Raw genomic sequence first — 21,615 nt, 5'->3', positions numbered from 1 at the left:
AAAAATGAATAAGAAAAAGATATTTAATGAACAGGGACTGCGGGGTACGGAGTCTTTAATCAATGGAAATACAACTAATTTACGGGAATGGAACCGGATTAAATATGACTGGGCTAATGTATTTTACAGAACCATGTTAAATAATTTCTGGATACCGGAGGAAATCTCTTTAAATGAAGATATTAAGCAATTTCCATTGCTGACCAATGGAGAACGAAATGCTTTTGATAAGATAATATCATTTTTAAACTTTCTTGATTCCGTACAAAGTGAAAACCTGCCAAATCTATCAAGATATATTACTGCTCCGGAAGTATCTTCCCTCCTGAATATACAAGCTTTTCAGGAAGAGATTCATGCCCAGAGTTATTCTTATATTCTGGACACCGTGACCAATCCTGTTACAAGGGATAAAATCTATGATGAATGGAGAGAAGATAAATATCTTCTGAGAAGAAATCAATACATTGCAAATATATATCAAAGGTTTAATGAAGATTCTAGTACAGAGAACTTCCTACGTGCGGTAGTTGCAAACTACATATTGGAGGGAATCTATTTTTACTCGGGATTCAGTTTCTTCTATACCTTGGCCAGACAGGGGAAGATGACCGCCACAAGTACCATTTTTAAATATATTAACAGAGATGAAATTACTCATTTGGTTCTGTTCCAGAATATATTGAAAGAACTTAAAAATGAAAATCCTGAGTTATTTACAGAAGAAATGATAGAGGAAATCAGGGAAATGATGCGTACCGGTGTGGAACATGAAATCGCTTGGGGACAATATGTTACCAATAATGAAATATTGGGGATGAATAATGAATTAATCGATAAATATATTAAGTATTTAGGAAACTTAAGATTAAGGGCAATTGGATTAGAGGAACTATACCCTGAAATAACAGAGAACCCAATGGCCTGGATTGAAGGTTTTTCCAATTTAAACAGTACAAAAACAGATTTCTTTGAAGCAAAAGTAACCAATTATACCAAAGCAGCTGCATTTGATTTTGACGATTTAGAATAGAATACTATTTACAAAATAAGAGAGCAAATATAGTGAATATGAATATTCCTTGGCATATCTGGAAATTATAACCCAGAGGTGAATAAAATGGATACTTTATGGAAATCAAAAAGCGTTTCTCATAATAGCGGAAAAGAAAAGGGCGAATCTATATGGGGACAGAAAGAATACAGGAATGAAGCCCCATCTTTTACTCTAAAGAATGATATTAACACAGAGGTAGCAGTTATAGGTGCAGGACTTGCAGGTATTTTGACTGCATATATGTTACAAGAACGGGGAATTAACGTTGTTGTGATAGAAAAAGATCAGGTGGGAAGTGGAGCAACCAGAAATACTACCGCAAAAATAACTTCACAGCATGGTCTTATATATCAAAAATTATTAAGATATAAAGGTGAAGAAAGAGCCAGAGAATATGCCAGGGTAAATCAAATGGCTATTCAGAAATACGAAGAAATATCCAATCATCTTCACATTGATTGCGATTATGAAATTCTGCCTAATTATATATATTCCTTAAGAGGGGAAGAAAAAATAAGAAGAGAAGCAGAAGCAGCAAAAAGAATTGGAATCCCAGCTGTTTATACCAAAGAAACTACTTTACCCTTCCAGGTAAAAGCAGCAGTTCGGTTTCATAATCAGGCTCAATTTCATCCAATTAAGTTTATGGACGGAGTAGCAAAGGAACTAACCATTTATGAACATACCAATATTATAGAGATAAAAAAGAACGGTCTTATTATAACGGAACAGGGAAATGTAAAAGCAAAGTCTATTGTGATTGCAACCCATTATCCCTTTATAAATACACCCGGATATTATTTTTTAAGACTTCATCAGGAAAGAAGTTATGTTACTGCACTACAAGGGTGGAAAAAACAGGATAATATATTGGATGGAATGTACTTGGATGAAGATAAAAATGGTTTCAGTTTTCGAACGTACAGTGATTATCTTATACTTGGAAGCGGATACCATAGAACAGGAGATAATAACCCTTTAGATGCTTATGAAAAAATAGAAACGGCCGCAAAAAAATGGTATCCGGAAGCTAGTATCGTGTATCGATGGTCTAATCAGGACTGTATCACACCAGATGGTATACCTTATATTGGAAGATATTCTGCAAGAACACCGAATCTCTATATTGCTACCGGATTTAATAAATGGGGCATGACCAGCTCTATGGCAGCAGCCCGGATTATTAGCGATATGATTGTAAATAAAGAAAGCGAATATGAAAAAGTATTCTACCCGAGAAGACTAATGTTCTCCGGCAGTAAAGTATTGCTAAAAGATACAGGAATCATTGCAAAAAGTCAATTATCTGAACGCTTAAAAATGCACCAGGACAAATTAGAAGATATACAACCTAATCAAGCTGGTTCCATTAATTACAATGGAGAAAAGTATGGTGTATACAGAGACAAAGAAAATAGATATTATTTTGTTACAACAAAATGTCCTCATCTTGGATGCAGCTTAGAGTGGAACCAAAATGAACTGACTTGGGATTGCCCTTGCCATGGTTCAAGATTCGATTATCACGGCAGGCTGATTAGTAACCCGGCTACAAGAGATGCATTTGACACTTGTCAAAGGAAATTAATTAAGAAATAAGAATGGATGCTTGTTGAGAAACTTATAATAAAGCCAGAAAACATTCTTATATAAAGAACCTGCAATTTAGATTGAGAAATACCCCATTCTAAATTGCAGGTTCTTTATTGTATCTACATAAGAGAAACCACCGGTAATAATCTAATCTTTTGGCAACAGATAATGGCCGGTGGTCTGAGTTATACATTATTCGCAACAGAGTTATTATTCAATGGAGTTTTTTAGTATTTCTAATACTTCCATTAAATCCTTACAAATTAAAGAAGCATCTTCTGCCATTTCCTTATCCGGAGGGGTCATATCAGGAATTAGAATAGAATACATTCCGGCATTTTTACCTGCCCGTATTCCAGACTTACTATCTTCTAGTACCAGACACTCATGAGTTTCTACTTTAAGCTCACGGGCTGCTAGTAGAAAGATCTCCGGATTTGGTTTACTTTTGGCTACCATATCGCCGTAGATATGTGCCTCAAAGTAATTATAAATTCCCACACCTGTTAAATGCTTTTTGGCAATTTCAGATTTTGAAGAAGTGGCAACTGCCATTTTTATATTGGTATCTTTTAAAAATGATAACAGTTCGAAAAGACCTTTTTTAGTGGGGACACCGTCTTGCTTTATCATGTCGGCAACATATCGGTCTCTTAGAACTTTGGCATTCTTATAGACTTGGTCAGTTCCAAAAATCTCTGAAAATATTCGTATACTATCCGTTAAATTTCTTCCCCGAACTTGTGAGAGTATTTCTTCCGTAATAGGATAATTTAATTCTTCTCCGGCTCTTTTCCATGCTATGGAAGCCAAGCGTTCCGTATCAAGCATGGTACCGTCCATATCGAATATAACTGCCTTATATGCTAAATTTATATACTTATTCTCACTATTTTTCCAATGCATTAATCTTTTCCCAAACTTCTTCTAATACGGGGATACCATTTTCCATGTTATCTTGTCTGGTTAAATATTCTCTTTCACCCGGATAGAAGATTTTACCCCCTTCACTGATAGGCTCTGATTGCTTAATATCCTCAATTACTGTATTAATGATGGAATCCGAAATTTCTTTTGTATCCATTTTACTTGGATCAATTGCAATCATGATTTGGGATAAAGCAATTTCTTCTTCATATTTTTTCCCTATCTCGGTACAAGAATTACCGCCGGATAAAACAGCAGCAGCCAAATCTAACACGATAGACATACCGGAACCTTTCCAGTAACCCATAGGCAGTACACGGCCTGTTTTCTCAATCTCAGCAGGATCGGTAGTCATATTATTTTCGGTATCATATCCTCCTGGTACCGGAAGTTTTTGTCCTTTCATTCTGGCTTCTTCAATCTTACCATAAGCAAATTGTGACATGGCACAATCTAATACAACATGGGCTCCGCCAGATCTTGGAATGGAAATAATAAATGGGTTATTACCTATCTTAGGATTTTTGCCTCCCCAAGCGGGCATATTTGGAGTGGTATTAGTCCAGCAGATACCGATACAGCCGTTGTTAGCAGCCTGCCATCCATAACTGCCGCCACGCATCCAGTGATTGGTGTTACTAAGGGCAACGATACCAATGCCGTATTCTTTTGCCAGTTCACAAGCTCTTTCCATACAAATAGAAGCATTTAAAGGTCCTAACCCCAGTTTCCCATCCCAACGTTCCAATGAACCAAAGGAGGAAATTTTTTCGCATAAAGCATTCGGTTGAATCAATCCTTTATCTAAGTAGTAGATTACTCGTGGAAAACGATTCACTCCATGTGAATATATACCATCCGCACTGGATTGGGCAAATACGGTAGCAGCTTTATGTGCATTTTCCTGAGAAAACCCTCTGCTTATTAAAAGGCTTTCAAACTTATTTCGTAGATCTTCAAATTTTATTCTCATAGTTTTTCCTTTTTAATCTGGGTTGTTTTTTATAGAGCAATTTCATTATAGCATTGGAAAAGGTGATGTCAAGGGGTCTATAACTTCCTCATTCATACTATATTTACAGTGTTGGAACAAAACGCAGGATTTTATCATCACCTACACGTGGGATTCCCCTGCCATCCATATTACTGGTAGTTACATAGATAGAACCATCCTCTCCTTGAACAACTTCCCGTAAACGACCGTATTCATATTGCAGCCATTGGGTTACGTCTGTTACGGAAGTTCCACTATCATTTAAGGATAAGAGGAGCAGCTGCTCACCCCGAAGACATGCAATCATTAATCGTCCTGCCCAAGAGCCTTGGTTTATAAAGGAAATACCGGAGGGTGCCCATGTTACATCTCCGCTGTGGATGAGCGGCCTTTGTGTCTGCAAATCACTAATTACATCATACCCTTCCACCAGCGGCCATCCGTAATTGGCTCCGGGATAAATAATATTTACTTCATCATGAGCACTCTGCCCATGCTCCGTACTATATAATATATTTTTATCGCTCCAGGCTAAACCCTGGGGATTTCTATGCCCATAGCTATATATTGGGGAATTCATGAAAGGATTATCTTCCGGAATGCTGCCATCTAAATTAATACGCAAGATTTTACCTGCCAAACTTGACAAGTCCTGGGCTAAGGAAGAATTTCCGGAATCTCCTGCAGTTATATATAATTTTTGATCCGGTCCGATTTTTATTCTTCCTCCATTGTGAATTGCTCCTCCGGGAATCTGATCAAGAAGGATCTTGTCAAGGGTTGCTATATTATTATGTTCCACTAATCGAGCAACCCGGTTAAATATTTGATTGTTTTCTGTATAGGTATACATGATGTACAGATAATGGTTCTGTATAAAATCCGGATCCAGTGCGATACCCATCAAACCACCTTCACCCTGGCTTGAAAAAGGCGGAGGGAGAGTAATAAGAGGTTGTTCAAGAAGTCTGCCGTTTTGAATTTTTCGCACATGTCCATTTCGCTCGGTAAAATAGATATCTCCGTCCGGACTCAAAGCTAATGCCCAGGGAACATATAGATTTTCGGCTACAACTTGTATTTCATAAGGGAACTCTTGAAAGACCATGTCTGATACTTGATTGTAACGGTAGCGTAGCATAGTTGGATATAAATATTTCTTTCTCATTCAATACACCGTGAAAAACATACTTTTTATTATTATAAGTAAATACGCAAAAGATGTTCGTACATAGGATTAAATATACATATAAAGTTTTTACATGATTCCGTCCTGCTTAATATTGCTTAAGTAAAATTTCTTAAAATAAGAATCTTAACTTTTCTAAGCAGCTAAAAGCCAGAATGATAAAATGGGAGCGAAGATATAGAGGTATTGTCCATTCCCATTTGCTTATGGGTAGAATTACTTATTAATATATTATTTTCTACCATAAGTAATTAATAATCCCTGCACTTTTAAAAAGGATTTTTTCTTATCCGTATTACGAAAGTATTCCACTAATGTCTCGTGTTTTTGCATATAGTTTTTTGCCTGGGCTCTGTCAGTTCCGTGATTCATCAGGAATTCTATTGTATCTTCCTGTTCGGAAGGGCTAAAAGTCTTATCCAAGCCGTTAATAGCAATAAAATCCTGTATCATTCCATTATAGTTTTCCATTTCAGGATTTACATACATGACTCTATCATTTACTCGAATATCAATATCATGTAATCCTAATTGCTGCATATAAAATGGTAAACGCATTCCAATTGCATAATCCCTTCCTTCACATTCCAGCTCTTTCTTCCAAACTTTATGAAAATCAAAGGCAGTGCAAAGATACTCATAATCAATGGTATCAAAATATAATCCATCCTGCTCCAGCTCTCTATTCACATCTACGCAGACAATAAGTCCCCCATTTTTAACAGAAGCTGTCATTATTTTTAGTATCTCCATGGGATTATTCATATGCCTCAAACCGGCTTGACAAATGGCAATGTCATATTTCTTATCTGTTTTATAAGAATATATATCGGATTCAATAAAGTAAGTATCCAAATCCGTATTGTTAAATCTAAGTCTTGCTTTATTCGTATAATATTCATTATCGACACCTGTATAGGTGCTTCCCTTTGGAAAAATTTCCAGTAACTGCTGTCCTAAGTAAGCATCACAGCACCGGAATTCAATTACATCAATGGGCCTATCTATGTGCCATACATTATTTATGAGAAAACTAAGATAGTCATTATTCCAGAAATACTTTCTGTTTTTATATAAATTATCTGCCTTTTCATTTAAAGTATCGTGATTATCCGTATTCCTTGGTATGTAATCCTGCTGGGGAAGTGGTTTTAATCCTAACAATTCATCAATGGTAACATGAAAGTATTCAGCTATACATGGAAGTAAGGTTATATCAGGCATTGTGGTACCTGTTTCCCATTTGCTGACTGCCTGGAAAGATACACTTAGGTGATTTGCCAAGTCCTGTTGCCCTACGCCCTTTTCTTTTCTTAATTCTGCAATTTTAAGTTTTATTGTAGCCATAAAATACCTCCTAGATTTTATTAACATAATACTAACATGAATATTATGTTAATCCTATAACGTAATAGGTGAAAGAACTCGCATATTAGTTGAGAATCATTTGTTAGCCTATACTCGAAGTAAAGTTTGCAAATCAGAGGTTATGATAAATTATCTGCCTTATCTAAAAGCTATTACTTTTGAACAATGGTGTGAAATCATCCCCCAGAATTAATACGCCCATAAAAATGAAATTAAGTATAATTAAAAAAAGCGAGAAATCCTTTTCAAGGTTTTCTCACTTTTAACGAATGCAGTCGACGGGACTTGAACCCGTACGAGCGCAATGCTCACTAGATCCTTAGTCTAGCGCGTATGCCAATTCCGCCACGACTGCAAATATTTATTTCATAACTTGATAGGTTATGTTATGATATTATATGTTCGGCCTAATAGTATGAATAATTAGTGAACCGAATAAGATTATAACACTTTGTAAAGAATAATTCAATAATAATTTTAAAGAAATAATCTGAAAGTATTCCCACTTAAAATTTCAGATCATGAAAGGACATAGTAGAATGCAAGTATCACAACAAGTGCCGGATAAGGCCTTTACTCATAGCGGCAAATTCCATGCAGATGATGTTTTTGGCGCTGCCTTATTAACCTATTTAAATCCAAATATAACAATTGAGCGTGGTTATGAGGTGCCGGAAGAATATGACGGCATTATTTTTGACATTGGAGGCGGAGAATATGACCATCACCAGCAAGGGGCACCAGTTCGGGAAAATGGAAATCCTTACGCAGCTTTTGGATTACTATGGAGAAAGTTTGGTACATTAATATTAAATGAAGAAGAAGCAGAAAAATTTGATGAATCTTTTGTTCAGTCCTTGGATTTATCCGATAATACAGGCAGCAGAAATGAGATATCGGAAGTAATATCCTTATTTAATCCTGTTTGGGATTCTGAGGAAGAGCCGGATACCTGTTTTCAGGAAGCTATGAATTTAGCAAAGACCATATTAGAGAAGAAATTCTTGCGAATAGAAAGTGTGGAGAGAGCAGAAGAGGTTGTTAAAGAGGCTCTGGATCATGAGGAAGATAATATAGCAGTACTTTCAATAGGAGCACCTTGGAAAAGATTCATTGTTGGAACGGATATGGAATTTGTCATATCACCTTCCGATAGAGGAGGGTATACCGGTCAGGGAGTTCCGATAGACCGGGATACCAATGAGCTAAAAATATCCTTTCCGGAGAGCTGGAGGGGAAAAAGAGATGAAGAGATAAAGGATATCAGTGGTATAGATACCTTACATTTCTGTCATAACAGTGGTTTCCTAATAGCAGCGGACACTTTGGAAGATACCATAAAAGCATGCCGGCTGGCAAAAGAAATCCATATTGAAAATCTATCTTTAACTGGTGAACAAGAAGGAGATAGAGAAAAAATCAACGAACTTCAGCCAACTTAATTCCAATCCATTTGCAGTATGTTTTTTAAAATTTCTGCATTTTGAGGTCCGATTTTAGTTACGATATCCTTTTCGATGGATTCCTTCATTGATTTACTGTCTAAATAACATGCTTCTCCAAATGAAGTTAATTCCAAATATTTATTTCTATTGTTGTTTTCTACATTATAAATGGTAATAAGCCCTTTTGAATGTAACAACTTAATATTTTTATGTGTAGCCTGCCTGCTTATATCAACTTTTTTGGTTATCTCTGCAATGGCAGGCTTTTTTCCATATATCAGTGATAAAATTTGCCATTCTGTACTGGTAATGGCAACATTATAAGAACTATTCCACATTTCTTCTATAGTCTTTCTTAGTTGAAGATACTTATCACTTATATCATCTAATAGACCATAATCAGTTCTTTCATTTTCCATATACGAATCACCTCTGCACTAATATACACGGATTGATGATGAATGTCAACCGGGTTGACTAAATATTTAAAATATGATATGATTAACATTGTCAACTTAGTTGACGTTTTGGAGGTGAAAGAATGTTTAAACAAGGTGACTACATTATGTATTCAAACTATGGAGCATGTTTCATAGATGAAATTGCGGAAAAAACCATAGCGGATGAAACAAAACTGTTCTATATTATGCGTCCTGTGAATGAAGACAAAACAAGAATCATGACTCCCATTAATAACAAAAAGGTTAAGATGAGAAGCGTCATGTCCTCAGAAGAAGCGGAAAATATATTTAATGTAATCATGAATGGTAATGTGAACTTAATAACCGACCGAAAACAGAGAGAAAAAGTTTATAGCAAAATATTAAAAGAGGGAAATCCTTTTGAAATAGCAGAAATTATACTTACATTACTATTAGAGAAAGACGAGAAAAACAAAGCAGGTAAAAACATATCCGTTGCAGATAAAAAATATCTGGAGCAGGCTGAAAAACTATTGTATTCCGAGTTATCAGTATCATTGGATATAGAGATGGATCAGGTAAAAGAAAAAGTATTGGACCTATTATTAGAGAATGAAGTTAAATAAAAAAGAATAGGTTAGTAATTAGAATCAGGAGTCATAAGACTCCTTTTTTTAATGATTTTTTATAATTATCTGTTAATACTTAAAAGGATAAGTATTAATATTGAAAATTAAATTTACATTATTTTTAACAGAAAAATTTCCTACCAATACTATTTTTATGGTATAATATTCTACAAAATAGTAAACTGAAGATGTAGTTTCTTATTGAAAAAATAAGAAATTACAAAGAAAAACAGTAATATTAAATTATAAAAAGAATAGTGAGGTATGGATATGGCTTTATTACAGGTTGATTTTTACTCTAATGTAATTGGAATGTGTATGCAGATGGATGTTATATTACCGCAGATGGGTGATAAGCATATGAATCCTAATAATATAATGGATGGCGATGATAAGTACCCAACCCTTTATCTTCTACATGGTATGGGCGGCAACAATACATCCTGGATGAGAAGATCATCTATAGAACGCTACGTAGATGAAATGGGTATTGCAGTGGTAATGCCCACTACACATCTGGGCTGGTATACCGATATGTGTCACGGGCATAAATATTGGACTTTTATCTCTCAGGAATTACCTGCTATCTGCCATGAATTCTTCCCAAGAATGTCAGAAAAGAGAGAGGATAATTTTGTGGCCGGTCTTTCTATGGGGGGCTACGGTGCCTTCAAGCTTGCACTAAGATGTTCCGAACGTTTTTGCGCGGCAGCTTCTCTATCCGGTGCTTTAAACAGCAGTGACTTAGCGAATATAAGTACTAATGATAAAGATTTCTTTGAAAATATATTTGGACCTTTGGATAAGGTAATAGGAAAAGAGAATGATCTATCTGCTTTAGCAACTAAATTAAAGGAATCCGGTAAGCCACTTCCAAGACTGTATATGTGGTGCGGCACGGAAGATTACTTATATAATGGCAACCGTGCCATGAAAGAACATTTGGAGAACTTAGGTTTTGATTTAACGTATGAAGAATCAGCAGGGGATCATCAATGGAAATATTGGGATGAAAAGATACAGAATGTACTGAACTGGCTTCCCTTAAAAAATAATAAAAATTAATACAAAAAATATAACAGAAATATTATTTTAGAATAATAATGCTTTCTTGACAAGCGAAAAAATGGCTGTATAATACAAGCATAGGTTGATGCAAATAGCATCAACCTTTCATCTATTATATAGAATTGGGGATGTAAAACAATGGATACAGCATCTAAGAAGAGTAAGGAAGAGGTTATTAAAGAAAGAAATAAGAAGAAAAAGAAAAAAAGAAATATACTCATTTATGAATATTGTATTTGTGTACTGGCATTAATGGGTACTATATTGGCTGTGATTGATATCAATCAGGGATTAACCTTATGGCAAATATGGCTAGATCGGGGTATCTTAATTGTTTTGACCATAGATTATCTTGTAAGATTTATATTAGCCAAAGATAAAAGAATATTTTTTATCGAAAATGTATTTAATCTATTGGCAATTTTCCCTTTTAGCTCAACATTAAGAGTCCTTCGGATTACCAGACTGACAAAACTGTTTAAATTAAGTATTATTGGGGCATTTCCCAGAAAAGCATTTCGAAAGGTAAATCTATTCCTAAACACCAATGGATTAAAGAATATGCTGTTCTTTACGGTGGTGGCTATTCTGTTTGGCTCGGTTGGTATTATGTATACGGAGCATATGACTATTACAGATTCCTTATGGTGGGCGTTTGTTACTGCTACCACAGTAGGATATGGTGATTTATCGCCAAGCACCAATTTAGGCAGATTGATTGCAGCGGTTCTGATGATTTTTGGTATTGGCTTAATTGGTTCTATTACCAGTACCATAACTAGCTACTTTTTAAATCTTGAAAAGAAGGACTTTAAAGAAGAAACCATTACCTCAATTAAAAATCGGCTTGATGATATTTCTAATTTATCAGATGAAGAAATCGATTCTATATGCAAAGTATTAAAAACATTAAATAAAAACAAATAACAGTTTATATATAAATTAACGGAATTACAAGAGGAGGTATGAAAGACATGCTTGGAGATAAGAAAGAATCCAGGACTAAAAAAGAAAATAATACATTCATAACCGACAAAAAGATATGTGTTGTTGGTCTTGGGGGTGTAGGGGGTTTTCTTGGAGGAGCTTTAGCAAGAGTATATCCTCATGTTATGTTTTATGCCAGAGGTACCAGAAAAGAGGTTCTTTTCCAAAAAGGAATTTCTGTTGAAAGTGAATATATGGGAAACTTTACGGTAAAGCCTGAGAAAGTATCCGATAAAGCAGAAGAATTTGGCGTTATGGATTATATCATTATCAGTGTGAAGAATTACTCCCTGGAACAAGTGTGCAGTCAGATTGCACCTATAGTTGGTGAAAGAACCGTTATAATACCTATTATGAACGGTACCAATCCGGGAGAAAGAGCAAGAAAGTATTTGGGAAAAGGCATTGTGTTAGATGCTTTGATCTATATTGTATCCGGAAGTAATGAGGACTTTACCATTATCCAAAAAGGTGATTATGCTTCCGTGCATATTGGCTTAAAGGCACCGGATAAAGAAGAACAAAAAGCAATTGAAGAAATGTATGAGATAATACAGGGAGCAGGAGTTGAGTGTGTAGTCGATGAGGATATCCAGGCGGTTATATGGAAAAAATATATCTTAAACTGTGCATATAATGTCCTAACTGCATATTACAGAGCTACCACCGGGGAATTGAGAAAAGATCCAAAAAAAGTGGAGGAATTTAAAGACTTATTGGCTGAGGCGTGTCTGGTGGGAAGGACAAAAGGTGTTTCTATCCCGGATAATATGGAAGAAGAACAATTGAAACATTTATTATATATACAGACAGAAGATGCCACCAGTTCCCTTCGAAGAGACATGGATTCAGGAAAGCCAAACGAACTGGATACCTTCAGTGGTTATTTATTGGAAGAAGGCAAAAAGTATGGGTTAAGTTTACCGGTTACAGAACGCTTCTATACAGAATTAAAAAAGAGATAAAATTTACCAGAAGGAATCTTTTTATAGTATTTGGAGGACATCATGTTATATATTACAGAGTTAGAAGAAAAGAAATTAAAAGAGATAAAAACCCATTTACATCAACATCCCGAGACTTCCATGGAGGAGTACGAAACAACCAAATTCATAAAAGAAAAGCTGATGGCACTGGGAATTGAAATGGTTGACTTGGGAATGGATACGGGGATAGTAGGAATTTTAAAAACCGGTAAAAACGGACCGGTTGTAGGATTGCGCGCAGATATTGATGCTATAAAATGTGTAGAAACAGCAGAGGTAGAGGCGAAATCCTTAGTAAAAGGAATTATGCATGCCTGCGGACATGACTTCCACACGACTTCTTTACTGGGAGCCGCCAAATTATTGACAGACCATAACGAGAAACTTACCGGGGATGTGGTATTTCTATTCCAACCTGCAGAAGAAACCACTACCGGAGCGGCAGCATTAATCCAACATGGTCTATTTGAGAAAGTAAAAATAGATTATTTATTTGGATTGCATAATCGTCCTGAAATTGTAACGGGGAAAGTTGCGGTGAAAAAAGGCAGCCTTATGGCGGCCAAGGATAACTTTTCAATCCAAATTACCGGAAAAGGCGGTCACGGAGGTATGCCTCATCAAACCATTGACCCCATTGTTTGTGGCGCCGGTATCATTAGCGCTGTCCAAACTATTGTAAGCCGTAATATGGATCCTCTGGATTCAGCAGTAGTATCCATTTGCTCCATACACGGAGGAACTCCAGATAATCTTATAGTTGACAAACTTAATATGACTGGATCCATTCGTGCCTTATCTAAGAAAGGACATGAACTGGCTAAGAAAAGACTGGAAGGGATTGTTGTGAATACTGCAAGTGCTTACAACTGTAAAGCTGAAGTTTCATATGAATCTGGCGGGGTTCCACTTTTAAGTAATTCGGAAGCCATGTATCAATTAGCCTATAAGGCGGCTGTACAAGCCATGGGAGAAGAAGCGGTGGTAAGTACCGAACCTTGTCTTGGTTCTGAAGACTTTGCAGTTTATTCTGAATATGTTCCTACCTTTTTTTATTGGCTTGGAGTTGGAAAAGAGGGGGGCAGTTCTCCCTGGCATTATGCTGACTTTGCTACGGACGACAATGCATTGAAATATGGAGCAATGCTTTTGGCACAAAGCGTTTTGACCGCTCAAAATGATAATATGGATGAATAATTCTTTTAACCTCTAAAGAAGAGACTGGTATTGCTTTTACAGCCTCTTCTTTTTAATTGAAGTAAGTATTGAGATTTCTGGTTATATACTATTTTTATAAACAGTAAATCACCATAATAAATACACTAGCTTTGATAATTGCAAGAGCATTTATATTGACTTTTATATACTTCATATTTATAATTAGTTAGAAATCTAATTAATTTTAATTGAAAAGTGAGGTCAGAAATTGAAGCAGGAATATATTGGGCAAAAGATAATTCATTTGTCACGTAAAATTGACAGAATAGTTGGAAGGAACATTTCCCAATATGGTTTAACAAACATTCAGGGAAGAATCATCAGTTTTGTATATAGGGAATCTCCCAAACGTGATATCTTTCAAAAAGATATTGAAGAAAGATTTAATATAAGGGGATCTTCTGTAACAAGTGTATTGAACTTAATGGAAAGCCGTGGAATTCTAAGACGTGCTTGTGCTGCCGAAGACGGCCGGTGTAAAAAAATCCTCCTTATGGATAAAGGTAATGAACTTTATGATGTGGTTTATAAAGAATTAATTGATATGGAAAACTTATTATCCAGTGCATTGACAAAGGAAGAGGAGGGTATTCTCAAGGAATTATTAGATAAGTTATCAAAAAAAATAGACGATTGATTTTTTGAGAATGCAGTAACAATTTTTTAAAGGAGATAGTTATATGATAAAAAAGATAGCAAAGTATGTGGGTGAATATAAAAAAGCCGCCATTTTATCACCGGTTTTTATTATTTTAGAAGTTATAGCGGACATTATCATTCCCTACCTAATGGCTAGTATGATTGATATTGGCGTAGGAAGCGGAAATATGGAGCATGTATATAAAAGCGGACTCCTTATGGTGGGAGTTTCTATGATAGCTTTACTGTTTGGCGTACTGTCAGGAAGATATGCAGCCAGAGCTGCTTCTGGTTTTGCGGGGAACTTAAGACAGGGGATCTATTATAACATTCAGGAATTTTCCTTTGCCAATACGGACAAATATTCAACGTCAGGTTTAATAACAAGGTTAACCACTGATGTTACCAATGTTCAGAATGCCTTTCAAATGATAATTCGAGTAGCGGTAAGAGCACCAATTATGTTAGTTGCATCTATGATTATGAGTTTTTATATAAGCCGTCAAGCAGCCCTTATATTCTTAGGTACAATAGCCTTTCTCGGTTTTGCACTATATTGGATAATCATGCATGCCCATCCTAATTTTGTAAAAGTATTTGAAAAGTATGATGCTTTAAATGCCAGTGTACAGGAGAATTTAACTGGAATTCGGTTTGTAAAAGCTTATGTGAGAGAAGAACATGAAATAAATAAATTTAAAAAAGCATCTGAGGTGATATACCAATACTTTTTAAAGGCATTAAATTACGTTATATTCAATGCTCCGGTTATGCAATTTGCAATGTATAGCTCTGTACTTCTTTTATCTTGGCTGGGGGCAAAGCAAATTGTATCCAATACCATGACAACCGGTGAACTTATGATTCTATTTACTTATTCTGCCATAATCCTGAACAGCTTAATGATGCTGTCCATGATATTTGTTATGATGATTTTGGCCAGACCGGCTATGGAAAGAATCGTGGAAGTGTTAGATGAGAAAAGTGATTTAACGAATAGAACGAATCCAATATACGAAGTAAAAGACGGTTCTGTTGTTTTTGAACATGTGAATTTTAGCTATGCGGGTAAAGAAGATAATTTAAATCTGGAAGATATTAACTTAACCATTCATTCAGGAGAGACCATTGGAATTATCGGTGGTACCGGCAGTGCAAAAACTACTTTTGTACAATTAATACCAAGACTTTATGATGTAACCGGTGGTTCCATAAAGATTGGTGGAGTGGACGTAAGAGACTATGACCTTAAAACGTTAAGAGATCAGGTTTCCATGGTACTTCAAAAGAATGTCCTATTCTCCGGTACTATTAAAGAGAACCTAAGATGGGGAAATAAATATGCGTCTGAAGAAGAAATCATAGAAGCTTGCAGGTTGGCCCAAGCCAGTGAGTTCATAGATACATTTCCGCAGAAGTACGATACCTACATTGAACAGGGTGGTACCAACGTATCCGGCGGACAAAAGCAAAGGCTTACCATTGCCAGAGCTTTGCTTAAAAAACCTAAGATTCTGATCTTGGATGACTCTACCAGTGCAGTAGATACAAAAACAGATGCCTTAATACAGAAGGCCATGAAAGAAACTATTCCGGAGACAACAAAGATTATAATTGCCCAGCGTATTTCATCCGTACAGGAAGCGGATAAGATTATTGTACTGGATGATGGCAGAATCCATGGATTTGGAACCCATGAAGAGCTATTAAAGAATAATGACATTTATAAGGAAGTTTTTGAATCACAGGGAAAGGGGGCCGACGCAGATGAAGAATAGAAGAGCAGCTATGGCAGATAAAGCAGGGGAAAAAAAGATTGCAAAAACCAGCCCTCTAAAAACCGTTAAAAGATTGTTAAACATTATCTTAAGAGAATACAAATTTTACTTATTCTTTGTAATTATAGCAATCCTATTAAGCTCTCTTGCAAATTTAAGCGGTATTTTATTTCTTAGGGTATTATTTGATGACTATATTACCCCATTATTAAATAAATCAGAAACCAGTTTTGTCCCATTGTTAAAAGGTATCCTAACTCTTGCTTTTATCTATTACAGCGGTGTGGTATTCACTTATATATATAACCGAATGATGATGAAAGTATCTCAGGGTACTCTAAAGAAAATCAGAGATGATATGTTTATCCACATGCAGACATTACCGATCAAATTCTTTGATAGTCATGCACATGGTGATATTATGAGTCTATATACCAATGATACGGATACTTTAAGAGAAATGATCAGCCAGAGTTTACCTCAGCTGCTGGCTTCGGTCATTACTATAATCAGTGTATTTATTTCTATGGTTGTAATGAATATACCTTTAACCATTGTTGAGATCTTTATGATCCTTTTAATGACAATGGTCACTAAGAAAGTAGCCGGAAAAAGCGGGAAGCACTTTATGGAACAACAAAAGAATCTGGGTATTCTAAACGGCTATATCGAAGAAATGATGGAGGGTCAAAAAGTCGTTAAAGTATTTAATTATGAGGAAGAATCCAAGGCGAAATTTGACCAGTTAAATGGTAATCTACGCCAAAGTGCTTACAATGCAAATAAATTTGCCAATTCCTTAATGCCTATATTAGGTAATATCGGCTATTTGAATTTCGTATTGGTGGCGGTAGTGGGCTCTCTGCTAGCAATTCATCATGTAAGCGGTTTTACTCTTGGAGGAATTGCAGCCTTTTTACAATTGTCACGAAACCTAAATGGAACGGTCGGACAAATCTCCAATCAGATTAATGCAGTTATTATGGCTTTAGCAGGTGCAGAACGAATCTTTATTTTAATGGATGAAGAGCCGGAAACAGACGATGGTTATGTAAACCTGGTAAATGCAAAAATTAATGAAAAGGGTGAAATTGAAGAAGTGCCGGAACGTACAGGAATATGGGCATGGAAGCATCCTCATGGTGATGGTACAGTATCTTATAAGAAAATGCATGGAGAAGTGGTTTTTGATAATGTTGATTTTGGATACTCAGAAGAGAAAATTGTATTACACAATATTTCTTTATATGCAAAGCAGGGGCAGAAGGTCGCCTTTGTTGGTGCAACCGGAGCCGGTAAAACTACCATAACTAATTTAATAAACCGTTTTTATGATATTCAGGACGGTAAAATTAAGTATGATGATATCAATATCAACAAAATTAAAAAAGCAGATTTAAGAAAATCCCTTGGCATCGTATTGCAGGATACCCACCTGTTTACCGGAACCGTTGCAGATAATATTCGATATGGCAAGCTTGATGCCACAGACGAAGAAGTAATAGCAGCAGCTAAATTAGCTAATGCAGATATGTTTATCAGACATTTGGCGGAGGGTTATCAGACGATGATAACCGGTGACGGAGGAAATCTTTCACAGGGACAAAGGCAGCTCCTTGCCATTGCAAGGGCCGCCATAGCAGATCCACCGGTTCTAATATTGGACGAAGCCACCTCCAGTATTGACACAAGAACAGAAAAAATCGTGCAGGAAGGTATGGATAAGTTGATGGAGGGAAGAACGGTATTCGTTATTGCCCACAGATTATCTACAGTTAAGAATTCTGATGTGATTATGGTATTAGAACAAGGCAGAGTAATCGAAAGAGGAAGCCATAAAGAACTTATTGAGAAAAAAGGAAAATATCATCAACTTTATACCGGTGCATTTGAGCTTTCATAAAAGATTTAAATGTTTATTAAAAAAATGGCCATTATCCCAAATGGTCATTTTTTTAATAGTTTATGGCATTAAATATTAAGTATATTTTCTAGAACTAAATTTTACAATTACCATATTGATATTACAATTTAATTGTGTTATTATGCAGTAGTACATTTCATGGTAAGCAATTTTGTACGTTGCAGAAAGAAGGAAATATGGCTGTTTTGAAGAAAATGAGTCCGGGAAGATTTATTACTCTTGGATTTATGACGGTAATATTATTGGGAGCACTAATATTATATCTCCCTATCTCTCAGAATGATGGAGTAGAAGTGGCTTTTATTGATGCATTATTTACCTCCACAAGTGCAGTTTGTGTTACGGGATTAATTGCTGTGGATACGGCAGATCATTTTAATGTTTTTGGACAAACAGTTGTGGCTATGTTGATTCAAATCGGTGGCCTGGGTGTCACTTCAGTGGGAGTCGGTATTATTATACTTGCTGGGAAAAAAGTAAGCTTTAAAGATCGTATACTGGTTAAAGAAGCGTATAATCTGGACTCTATGAAAGGTATTGTAAAGCTGGTTAAATCCATACTTTATGTTACCTTATTTTTTGAGACAATAGGTACAATCCTAAGCTTTATCGTCTTTTCAAAGGATTATCCACCACTGAAAGCTTTGGGAATCAGTTTATTCCATTCGGTAGCTGCTTTTAATAACTCGGGTTTTGATATTCTGGGAGGTTTGCGTAACTTAATACCATATCAAAATAATGTCTTATTAAACCTAACTACATGTGGCTTGATCATTTTTGGCGGGTTGGGCTTTTTTGTAATTAAAGAGATTGTACACAAAAGAAATTTTAAGAAATTTACGCTGCACTCAAAAGTTGTAATTACTATGACAGCAGCGTTACTAATTATAGGTACTGTAACACTGAAACTAACAGAAGACATTACCTGGTTAGGTGCATTTTTCTTTAGTACCTCAGCAAGAACAGCCGGTTTTAGTTCGTATCCGGTTGGTAATTTTACAAATGCAGGTCTATTTGCTTTAATTATATTAATGTTCATCGGTGCATCTCCGGCATCAACCGGCGGCGGTATCAAAACAACTACATTCTTTGCGTTGATAAAGAGCACAATAAGTGTAGCAACCAATAAACATTGTACCGCATTTAAGAGAAAGATGCCAAATGAAATTATTTATAAAGCATTTGTACTTACCTTTTTATCTGTTGTTTTAGTATGTGTTGATTCCTTTATTATCAGTATTCTGGAACCGCAATATACATTTATTCAAATACTTTTTGAAGTGGTATCTGCATTTGGTACCGTTGGTCTTTCAACGGGAATTACACCAGATTTAAGTGTAATAAGTAAATTGATTGTTATATTTACTATGTTTATTGGTCGTTTGGGACCTTTAACTATAGCAACTATATGGATCTTTAAACCACTATCAAGTGTGACCTATTCAGAAGAAAGTATTACAATTGGATAAGCGTATAGCTATCCAAACAGGCTGTGAATATTAATTTGCAGCATAAAATAATCTTAATGTAAGATGTTTTTTATTAAGGAGGATATGCAATGTTACAGCATAAAGCAATTATCGAATTTGGTATTATCGGTCTTGGAAGATTTGGCTTTGCACTTGCAAAAACTTTAGCAGATGCAGGAAAAGAAGTACTGGTAATTGACAATAATGAAAGTAAAATCAAACAAATAAGAAATATTACGGAAAATGCTTTCGTAGTGGGACCCTTAGATAAAGAAAGTTTAGAGGATGCAGGAATACAAAACTGTGGTACTGTCATAGTATGTATTGGTGAGAAGGTTGACGTAAGCATTTTAACCACTCTAAATGTTATCAGTATGGGTGTGCCAAGAGTAATAGCAAAAGCTTTTAGTTACGAGCAAGGTTTGATTTTAGAAAAAATCGGTGCGGAGGTTATTTATCCAGAAAATGATATGGCAATACGCCTTGCAAACAGGCTGATATCATCCAGCACAGTGGATTGCATTGAATTAAAAGGTGATATTAATATATCAGAAGTGAAATTAACGAATAAAATTGCAGGTCAAACTGTATTAGAAGCAAATTTACGTCAAAAATATAAATTAAATATTATTGCTATTGAACGCGAAGGAGATACCATTACCGACATTACTCCGGATTATGTTCTTAGAGAAGATGATAAAGTAGTGGTTGTTGGTAAAAGAGATGATCTTAAGAAATTTGAACTGTTTTTAAGAGGTATTCGTTAACAAAGGAGGAGCGGCAGAATGAATTTGGAAAAACAAAAAGCGTTTTTGATACATTTTCTTTTTATAGCAGTGACACTGGGAATTATCTATATTGGCTTTAAATATTTTTTACCTATTTTGATGCCTTTTGTCATTGGTATGTTGGTTGCGGCTATTTTGCGTAAATCCATTGATTTTATATCAAAGAAAACACATGTAAAACGTTCTTTTGTTTCCATATTCATTCTGCTTGTTTTTTATAGTATTATCGTATTGTTAGCAATTATGGTTGGAGCAAAAGTAATATCCTTTATTGTAGAATTATTTTCTAAGCTGCCCGGATTATACGCAGAAAAGTTAGAACCGGCATTAAATTCATTAAATGATGATTTACTTACAAGATTCCCTAATATCGAACCATTTTTAGAAGAACGATTGGATACTATAAATGATGCCGTCTTTGGCTACATAAAGTCCACGTCAGAATCAGTAATTGGGGCTGTTACCAGGATAGCTACGCAAATTCCATCCATGATTATTAATCTAATATTCACCATTGTATCCTCTTTCTTCTTTACAATTGATTTTCACAAGATTGTTGACTTTGTATTAAGACAATTATCTGATGAAAAACGTCAGATGGTAATCAGAATAAAGGACAATATTATAGGAACATTAGGTAAATTTATCAAAGCATATGCTACACTAATAACCATAACTTTTGTGGAATTGTCCTTAGGATTTTCGATTTTAAGCATACCTAATGCAATATTACTGGGAGTTGTCGTTGCAATTGTAGATATAATGCCTATATTAGGAACCGGAGCCATCTTAATACCATGGTCAATTATAGGGTTCGTACTGGGAAATACCAAAATCGGTATTGGAATGTTAATCTTGTACCTGATTATAACTGCAGTAAGGCAGGCCTTAGAACCAAGAGTAGTAGGACAGCAAATTGGTCTCCATCCAGTTGTAACTTTAATCTGTATGTTCGTAGGAGTTCAGCTCCTTGGAATACTAGGATTATTTATGTTCCCGATTATTGTAACCATATTAAAGAAAATGAATGACGAAGGAACCATACACTTATTTAAATAAATGAATGCCTATCAGAGATATAAAAACCTGTCAATAAAAGCAAAAACATTTTATTGACAGGTTTTTTGCCCAAAT

General features: G+C 35.5%; 19 protein-coding genes and 1 tRNA gene. 14 read left to right on the top strand and 6 right to left on the bottom strand.

What is annotated here, in order from left to right; all coding sequences use genetic code 11:
• Positions 1–4 precede the first annotated feature (4 nt).
• Together RT261_RS09385 and RT261_RS09380 are read left to right on the top strand one after the other, a co-directional pair.
• On the top strand, positions 5–1,033 hold the full coding sequence (locus RT261_RS09385; protein WP_313132050.1) for a ribonucleotide-diphosphate reductase subunit beta: 1,029 nt from the start codon (positions 5–7) through the stop codon (positions 1,031–1,033).
• Positions 1,034–1,120: 87 nt separating this feature from the next.
• Positions 1,121–2,656: an FAD-dependent oxidoreductase gene (locus RT261_RS09380; protein ID WP_313132048.1), complete on the top strand. Its 1,536-nt coding sequence runs from the start codon at positions 1,121–1,123 to the stop codon at positions 2,654–2,656.
• A 204-nt stretch (positions 2,657–2,860) separates the two neighbouring features.
• Here RT261_RS09380 and RT261_RS09375 read toward each other — a convergent pair whose 3' ends face one another.
• The 5 genes from RT261_RS09375 to RT261_RS09355 form a co-directional block, all read right to left on the bottom strand.
• Positions 2,861–3,556, bottom strand: a complete 696-nt coding sequence (locus RT261_RS09375; protein WP_313132047.1) for an HAD family hydrolase — start codon at positions 3,554–3,556, stop codon at positions 2,861–2,863.
• A complete protein-coding gene (gene yiaK, locus RT261_RS09370; protein WP_313132045.1) occupies positions 3,540–4,550 on the bottom strand; it encodes a 3-dehydro-L-gulonate 2-dehydrogenase in 1,011 nt (336 codons plus the stop codon). The genes RT261_RS09375 and yiaK overlap by 17 nt, the downstream gene beginning before the upstream one ends.
• 103 nt (positions 4,551–4,653) lie before the next feature.
• A complete protein-coding gene (locus RT261_RS09365; RefSeq protein ID WP_331665445.1) occupies positions 4,654–5,739 on the bottom strand; it encodes a PQQ-dependent sugar dehydrogenase in 1,086 nt (361 codons plus the stop codon).
• Between the two features lie 252 nt (positions 5,740–5,991).
• Positions 5,992–7,107, bottom strand: coding sequence for a DNA (cytosine-5-)-methyltransferase (locus RT261_RS09360; protein WP_313132044.1), 1,116 nt, complete (start codon positions 7,105–7,107; stop codon positions 5,992–5,994).
• Positions 7,108–7,398: 291 nt separating this feature from the next.
• Positions 7,399–7,483 (bottom strand) — tRNA-Leu (locus tag RT261_RS09355).
• A gap of 184 nt (positions 7,484–7,667) precedes the next feature.
• Here RT261_RS09355 and RT261_RS09350 point away from each other — a divergent pair.
• Complete coding sequence (locus tag RT261_RS09350; RefSeq protein ID WP_313132043.1) at positions 7,668–8,570, top strand: MYG1 family protein; 903 nt, start codon at positions 7,668–7,670, stop codon at positions 8,568–8,570.
• Here the strand turns inward: RT261_RS09350 and RT261_RS09345 are convergent.
• A complete protein-coding gene (locus RT261_RS09345; protein WP_313132041.1) occupies positions 8,567–8,992 on the bottom strand; it encodes a MarR family winged helix-turn-helix transcriptional regulator in 426 nt (141 codons plus the stop codon). The genes RT261_RS09350 and RT261_RS09345 overlap by 4 nt on opposite strands.
• A gap of 122 nt (positions 8,993–9,114) precedes the next feature.
• Between RT261_RS09345 and RT261_RS09340 the strand changes: the two genes are divergently transcribed.
• The 11 genes from RT261_RS09340 to ytvI all read left to right on the top strand — a co-directional run bounded on the left by RT261_RS09340 (position 9,115) and on the right by ytvI (position 21,540).
• Positions 9,115–9,621 (top strand): CarD family transcriptional regulator, encoded by a 507-nt coding sequence (locus RT261_RS09340; RefSeq protein ID WP_313132039.1) that lies wholly within the window; start codon positions 9,115–9,117, stop codon positions 9,619–9,621.
• A gap of 273 nt (positions 9,622–9,894) precedes the next feature.
• On the top strand, positions 9,895–10,689 hold the full coding sequence (locus RT261_RS09335) for an alpha/beta hydrolase (RefSeq protein WP_313132038.1): 795 nt from the start codon (positions 9,895–9,897) through the stop codon (positions 10,687–10,689).
• A 141-nt stretch (positions 10,690–10,830) separates the two neighbouring features.
• Positions 10,831–11,619, top strand: a complete 789-nt coding sequence (locus tag RT261_RS09330) for a potassium channel family protein (protein ID WP_313132036.1) — start codon at positions 10,831–10,833, stop codon at positions 11,617–11,619.
• A 47-nt stretch (positions 11,620–11,666) separates the two neighbouring features.
• Positions 11,667–12,644 carry a ketopantoate reductase family protein gene (locus RT261_RS09325; RefSeq protein WP_313132034.1) on the top strand — a complete coding sequence of 326 codons (978 nt, stop codon included), beginning with the start codon at positions 11,667–11,669 and terminating at the stop codon, positions 12,642–12,644.
• Between the two features lie 42 nt (positions 12,645–12,686).
• Complete coding sequence (locus tag RT261_RS09320; RefSeq protein ID WP_313132033.1) at positions 12,687–13,862, top strand: M20 metallopeptidase family protein; 1,176 nt, start codon at positions 12,687–12,689, stop codon at positions 13,860–13,862.
• 229 nt (positions 13,863–14,091) lie between these two features.
• Positions 14,092–14,520 (top strand): MarR family winged helix-turn-helix transcriptional regulator, encoded by a 429-nt coding sequence (locus RT261_RS09315; RefSeq protein WP_313132031.1) that lies wholly within the window; start codon positions 14,092–14,094, stop codon positions 14,518–14,520.
• A gap of 43 nt (positions 14,521–14,563) precedes the next feature.
• Positions 14,564–16,300 (top strand): ABC transporter ATP-binding protein, encoded by a 1,737-nt coding sequence (locus RT261_RS09310; protein ID WP_313132029.1) that lies wholly within the window; start codon positions 14,564–14,566, stop codon positions 16,298–16,300.
• 10 nt (positions 16,301–16,310) lie between these two features.
• Entirely contained in the window at positions 16,311–18,203 is a 1,893-nt protein-coding gene (locus RT261_RS09305; RefSeq protein ID WP_313132081.1) for an ABC transporter ATP-binding protein, read from the top strand.
• A 197-nt stretch (positions 18,204–18,400) separates the two neighbouring features.
• Positions 18,401–19,693, top strand: coding sequence for a TrkH family potassium uptake protein (locus tag RT261_RS09300; RefSeq protein ID WP_313132027.1), 1,293 nt, complete (start codon positions 18,401–18,403; stop codon positions 19,691–19,693).
• 89 nt (positions 19,694–19,782) lie between these two features.
• Entirely contained in the window at positions 19,783–20,460 is a 678-nt protein-coding gene (locus RT261_RS09295) for a potassium channel family protein (RefSeq protein WP_313132026.1), read from the top strand.
• 18 nt (positions 20,461–20,478) lie between these two features.
• Entirely contained in the window at positions 20,479–21,540 is a 1,062-nt protein-coding gene (ytvI, locus tag RT261_RS09290) for a sporulation integral membrane protein YtvI (protein ID WP_313132024.1), read from the top strand.
• Positions 21,541–21,615: the final 75 nt, after the last annotated feature.

Origin of the sequence: Anaerocolumna sp. (assembly GCF_032079385.1) — a bacterium.
Taxonomy (GTDB): Bacteria; Bacillota; Clostridia; order Lachnospirales; family Lachnospiraceae; genus Anaerocolumna.
Note: the sequence above shows the minus strand (reverse complement) of the source record. Positions and strands in the feature narration are given on the sequence as shown.

What these genes read in the sequence shown, in the direction of transcription:
- RT261_RS09385 (WP_313132050.1), top strand. Translation starts at nt 5, where the DNA reads ATGAATAAGAAAAAGATATTTAATGAACAGGGACTGCGGGGTACGGAG.
- RT261_RS09380 (WP_313132048.1), top strand. Translation starts at nt 1,121, where the DNA reads ATGGATACTTTATGGAAATCAAAAAGCGTTTCTCATAATAGCGGAAAA.
- RT261_RS09375 (WP_313132047.1), bottom strand. Translation starts at nt 3,556, where the DNA reads ATGCATTGGAAAAATAGTGAGAATAAGTATATAAATTTAGCATATAAG.
- yiaK (WP_313132045.1), bottom strand. Translation starts at nt 4,550, where the DNA reads ATGAGAATAAAATTTGAAGATCTACGAAATAAGTTTGAAAGCCTTTTA.
- RT261_RS09365 (WP_331665445.1), bottom strand. Translation starts at nt 5,739, where the DNA reads ATGAGAAAGAAATATTTATATCCAACTATGCTACGCTACCGTTACAAT.
- RT261_RS09360 (WP_313132044.1), bottom strand. Translation starts at nt 7,107, where the DNA reads ATGGCTACAATAAAACTTAAAATTGCAGAATTAAGAAAAGAAAAGGGC.
- RT261_RS09350 (WP_313132043.1), top strand. Translation starts at nt 7,668, where the DNA reads ATGCAAGTATCACAACAAGTGCCGGATAAGGCCTTTACTCATAGCGGC.
- RT261_RS09345 (WP_313132041.1), bottom strand. Translation starts at nt 8,992, where the DNA reads ATGGAAAATGAAAGAACTGATTATGGTCTATTAGATGATATAAGTGAT.
- RT261_RS09340 (WP_313132039.1), top strand. Translation starts at nt 9,115, where the DNA reads ATGTTTAAACAAGGTGACTACATTATGTATTCAAACTATGGAGCATGT.
- RT261_RS09335 (WP_313132038.1), top strand. Translation starts at nt 9,895, where the DNA reads ATGGCTTTATTACAGGTTGATTTTTACTCTAATGTAATTGGAATGTGT.
- RT261_RS09330 (WP_313132036.1), top strand. Translation starts at nt 10,831, where the DNA reads ATGGATACAGCATCTAAGAAGAGTAAGGAAGAGGTTATTAAAGAAAGA.
- RT261_RS09325 (WP_313132034.1), top strand. Translation starts at nt 11,667, where the DNA reads ATGCTTGGAGATAAGAAAGAATCCAGGACTAAAAAAGAAAATAATACA.
- RT261_RS09320 (WP_313132033.1), top strand. Translation starts at nt 12,687, where the DNA reads ATGTTATATATTACAGAGTTAGAAGAAAAGAAATTAAAAGAGATAAAA.
- RT261_RS09310 (WP_313132029.1), top strand. Translation starts at nt 14,564, where the DNA reads ATGATAAAAAAGATAGCAAAGTATGTGGGTGAATATAAAAAAGCCGCC.
- RT261_RS09305 (WP_313132081.1), top strand. Translation starts at nt 16,311, where the DNA reads ATGGCAGATAAAGCAGGGGAAAAAAAGATTGCAAAAACCAGCCCTCTA.
- RT261_RS09300 (WP_313132027.1), top strand. Translation starts at nt 18,401, where the DNA reads ATGGCTGTTTTGAAGAAAATGAGTCCGGGAAGATTTATTACTCTTGGA.
- RT261_RS09295 (WP_313132026.1), top strand. Translation starts at nt 19,783, where the DNA reads ATGTTACAGCATAAAGCAATTATCGAATTTGGTATTATCGGTCTTGGA.
- ytvI (WP_313132024.1), top strand. Translation starts at nt 20,479, where the DNA reads ATGAATTTGGAAAAACAAAAAGCGTTTTTGATACATTTTCTTTTTATA.